4 protein-coding genes are annotated in these 3980 nt (G+C 65.5%); 1 reads left to right on the forward strand and 3 read right to left on the reverse strand.

The genetic code is table 11. From position 1 onward, the window contains the following. The 3 genes from gmk to Q0R23_RS15215 all read right to left on the reverse strand — a co-directional run. On the reverse strand, positions 1–580 hold a 580-nt coding region (gene gmk / locus Q0R23_RS15205), incomplete at its 3' end, for a guanylate kinase (protein WP_293914321.1). 249 nt (positions 581–829) lie between these two features. Beyond that, positions 830–1414 (reverse strand): DinB family protein, encoded by a 585-nt coding sequence (locus tag Q0R23_RS15210; RefSeq protein WP_293914319.1) that lies wholly within the window; start codon positions 1412–1414, stop codon positions 830–832. 280 nt (positions 1415–1694) lie between these two features. After that, the gene (locus Q0R23_RS15215; protein ID WP_293914320.1) at positions 1695–2732 is read right to left on the reverse strand and encodes a tRNA-dihydrouridine synthase family protein; all 1038 of its coding nucleotides are present in this window, start codon (positions 2730–2732) and stop codon (positions 1695–1697) included. A gap of 441 nt (positions 2733–3173) precedes the next feature. Here Q0R23_RS15215 and Q0R23_RS15220 point away from each other — a divergent pair, with 441 nt between their 5' ends. Next, positions 3174–3659, forward strand: a complete 486-nt coding sequence (locus Q0R23_RS15220; protein ID WP_293914323.1) for a GNAT family N-acetyltransferase — start codon at positions 3174–3176, stop codon at positions 3657–3659. Positions 3660–3980 lie beyond the last annotated feature (321 nt).

Genomic DNA, 3980 nt, shown 5'->3' on the forward strand with positions numbered 1-3980 from the left:
ACTCGTCCACCACGCCCTGCAAGGCCGCGTCGTTCAGGCGCTCCGCCTTCAGGCGTTCCGCCCGCTGGACGGCGTGCAGGTCGTTCACGGCGCGTTCCAGGTCGTCGTTGACGATCACGTAGCGGAAGTGGCGGGCTTCCAGAATCTCCTCGCGGGCGCGGGCCAGCCGCTTCTCGATCTGGGCGGGCGTCTCGGTGGCGCGGCCCTCCAGACGGCGGCGCAGCTCACCCAGGCTGGGCGGCATGATGAACACCAGCACGGCCTCACCGGCCTGAGCGGCAATCTGCATGGCGCCCAGCACCTCGATCTCCAGAATCACGTCCTGGCCGCGTGAGAGCGCTTCCTCGATGGGGCCGCGCGGCGTGCCGTAACGGTTGTCGGCAAACTGGGCGTGCTCCAGAAATCCGCTGCCCTGGGCGTGCGACTCGAACTGCTCAGGAGTCACGAAGTGGTAATCCAGGCCGGGGCGCTCACCTGACCTGGCGGCGCGGGTAGTCCACGACACCGAGTAGAACACGTCCTGCTCGCGGAGCCACTGCTCGCGCAGGGTGCCCTTGCCCACGCCGGACGCGCCGGTCATGACGATCAGCAGGCCGCGCCGGGCATGCAGGCCCGCCGCCTGTAAACCCGCCGCCTGAAGGCTCACCGGGCGGGGCGACTCGGACTCAGTGGTGGGTTGCGGTCCGGGTGAGGGGGGCGTCGCCAGCATCCCGTCAGCATAGCGCCCACCGGCCCGCCGTCAACAGTCTTTTGTCTGCCCCACGCCCCCGCAGACGGAAGACCGACCACCTTCCCTGGGCCTGTTTTCCGTCTGTTTTCTGTTTGCTCTCTATCTGTTTTCCTCGAACTGTTGCTCTTCCAGGCCCAGTTCCAGGCCCAAACCGTCGTCGTTGAGCAAAATCTCCGGGGTCTGGGGGCGAGCGAAGCGCAGGTAGTCGAGCCAGGGCGGGATGTGGCCGAGTTGCCGGACCAGCAGGGCGATCTGGGCGGTGTGGCGGACCTCGTGGGTCATGACGTTCCACATCAGTTGGTCCAGGCTGGCCGTCGGCGAGGCCGGGTCGTCGCCCACCAGCTTGACCAGCGCGTCCAGGTCCGGGCCGCTGTCCAGAAAGCTCACGGTCCGCGCCTGGACAGCCTTGCCGTAATCCACGATCCAGCTCAGTTTGTACTGCTCGGCCTGCGGCTTGACCCAATCGTGGGCGAAGGCGCTGGCCTCCAGACCGTCGCCGCGTGCGATGACATGCACCCAGTGGTCTTCCATGTCGGTGACGTGCAGCAGCAGATCCTTGATGTTGTGAAAGCGGTCGCCGTCGATCAGTGGGGCGTTGAGGTCGGATTCAGGAAGCGCCCGCAGAAAGTTCCACAGTTGCTCTCGTGCAGCAGCCAGGTACGTGTAGTATTCGCGGACATTCATGAGGTGCCCTGAGCATACTCCCATTTGCGTCTGCGCGGAGTTCTGGGGCCGTCTGAATCTGACTCGCGGTCGTCCAATCCGGAAGTATTGTATTTCCAATTACAGATATTTAGATGCTGCCCTTTTTGCACAAATCACCACCCAGAAAGCCGAAATCGACGCCATCTGTCGCACAGGGCAGCCTTCTATATAGCTGTATATAGTTGACACGAAATGGCCGATGTCAAGTGGTCGGCTCAAACGAGTCGTCCGGCCAACCGATCAGTCCAGCCGAGCAAAATTAGCCGCGCTCACTCAGGGCCGTCAGCAGAGCCTCGGCTTCCGGCAAGGTCTCCAGGCGCACCAGGCGCTCACGCAGCGCGGTGTCCAGAGAGCCTGATGGTGGGTGCCCTGCCTCCAGATACTCGGCGCCCAGGTAGCGCGGCAATACCTTGCGCATCTGTTTCATGCCGCGCCACTCGCCGTACCAGCTCGCGTTCAGGCGGGTGTGGCGCAGCGCCGTTCGTGCCCGCGTGGGCAGGTCCGGCGCCTGAAAGTCCGGCACGCTGAGTTCGGTAAAGATCCAGGGCTGGCCCACCGCACCACGCCCGATCATTACGGCGGCCACACCGCTGCTCAGGCGCTCACGGGCCTGCTTGGCGCTGAGCACGTCACCGCTGCCGATCACAGGCACCTTCACGCTGGCGGCGACCTCGGCGATGGCGTCCCAGTCGGCCTGACCGGTGTAGCGCTGGGCCGAGGTGCGCCCGTGGACCGTAATGATACTCGCCCCGGCGGCCTCCAGACCCTGCGCGACTTCCACGGCCCGGTTGGTATCGTAGCCGAGCCGAATCTTGGCGCTGACATCGAGCGGCACGGCCCCGCGCATGGCCCGCACCAGCTCGAAGGCGACTTCGGGGGTTTGCAGCAGGCAGGCCCCGCCCTTGCCCCTGATCTTGGGCACCGGGCAGCCCATGTTCAGGTCGATGGCGGCGGCCCCGAACCACTCGGCGGCGCGGCGCGAAGCCTCGGCCAGAATTTCGCTCTCGGCGCCGAAGAGTTGCACCACCCGGCCCACCTCGCCCGCATACGGCTTGCCGATGATCAGGTCGGCGTCCTCGTTGCCGCAGACCAGGCCGCGTGCGCTAATCATCTCGGAGACGGTCCACAGCGCCCCGGCCTCGGCACTGAGCTGGCGCATGGGCGCGTCGCTGTAGCCTGCCATCGGGGCCAGCACCGCGCCGGGGTACGCCGCCGTGCGGCCTGCGAGGCGCCGGGCGTAGAAGCCGCGCTGGTCCGGCGTGGTCGTAGCGGGGGTGATCTGGAGCGGCGCCGTCATGGCTGCACAGTAGTGCATGGGCGGCGCTCGGAATTGGGGCAGCGCTGAGGTTCAGGTCCAGATTCTCCGGGTCAACACTCAGAACGGCAAAGACCTGGGCAGCACTTCATTCATCGATTTGTCAGAACTGGGCGCCTATGCTGGGGTCGTTTCCTTCAGTGCCGAGAGCGTTTGCGAGGCCGCCAACCTCAAGTCCTCATCCTGGTGTCCTAACTTAATCTAAGCCACGCCGAACCGAATACTGGCCGTTGCCAGTCGAGCACCGCACTGTTGCCGAAGCTCCGTGTTACCGAAACGCCGTGCTGTCGACACTCAAGGCTGCCTCAAACTTAACTCTGGGCCACCGGACCTGCGGGCACCGGGCGCCGCCGACCAAGGATGGACCGTGAAGGACGTGCCGTGAACGTACAGGGGACCAGCATTCAGGCTGCCACCACGGAGCTGAGCATTCAGAAGGTGGCGCTTCAGCACGCGCCGCTGCTGCACGGGCTGTACCAGGCGGCGCCGGGTTACTTCGCGCTTCTGGGCAGCGCCCTGCCGTCGCTTCAGGAAGTCACCCGCGACCTGGAGACGGCCCTGTACGACCCGCGCCGCTGTCTGGAGTTGCTGTATGCGGGCGAGGAACTGATCGGCAGCCTGGATTACAAGCTCGATTACCCGCAGCCCGGCGACGTGACCATCAACCTGCTGCTGATCCGGGGCGACGTGCAGTCGAGCGGGCTGGGCCGCCGGGCCGTGCGCGACCTGGAAGACCGTTTGCCACGCGCCAGACCCGGTGCCAGGCGGCTGCTGGCCAGCGTGCTGGGCGACAATGCGCGGGCCGTGCGCTTCTGGGAGAGTCAGGGATTTACCTTCGCCACCGACGCCCGCCCGGTGATGACCTGGTACGCCAAACCGCTTCAGGTGCAGGCGACGGCGCCGCGCTGATCTCCCGCACCCAGTCAGGTGAACGCCGATGCAGGTGCATACGGCTCTTCTGGGTCGGGACGCCGTCGCCCTACCACGAGGTCGCCAAACAGGTACGCCCCGCAGAGAACCTCGCCCCAGGGCTCCTCGACGGCGCTCACAGGCCCTGGCGTGAGCAGCCTCTATGCTGGTGTGAGCAACCTCTAGAGCAAGTGGCATAATAAGTACATGCGAACGATTGTGGGCGCCAGGGGCTACGGTATCGAGCTGAGAGAACGCATCGTCAAAGCCGTCCAGAACGGCGAAAATATCGATAACGTCGCTCGGAAGTTTGAAGTGCAT

Source organism: Deinococcus sp. (genome assembly GCF_025362455.1).
Taxonomy (GTDB): Bacteria; Deinococcota; Deinococci; order Deinococcales; family Deinococcaceae; genus Deinococcus.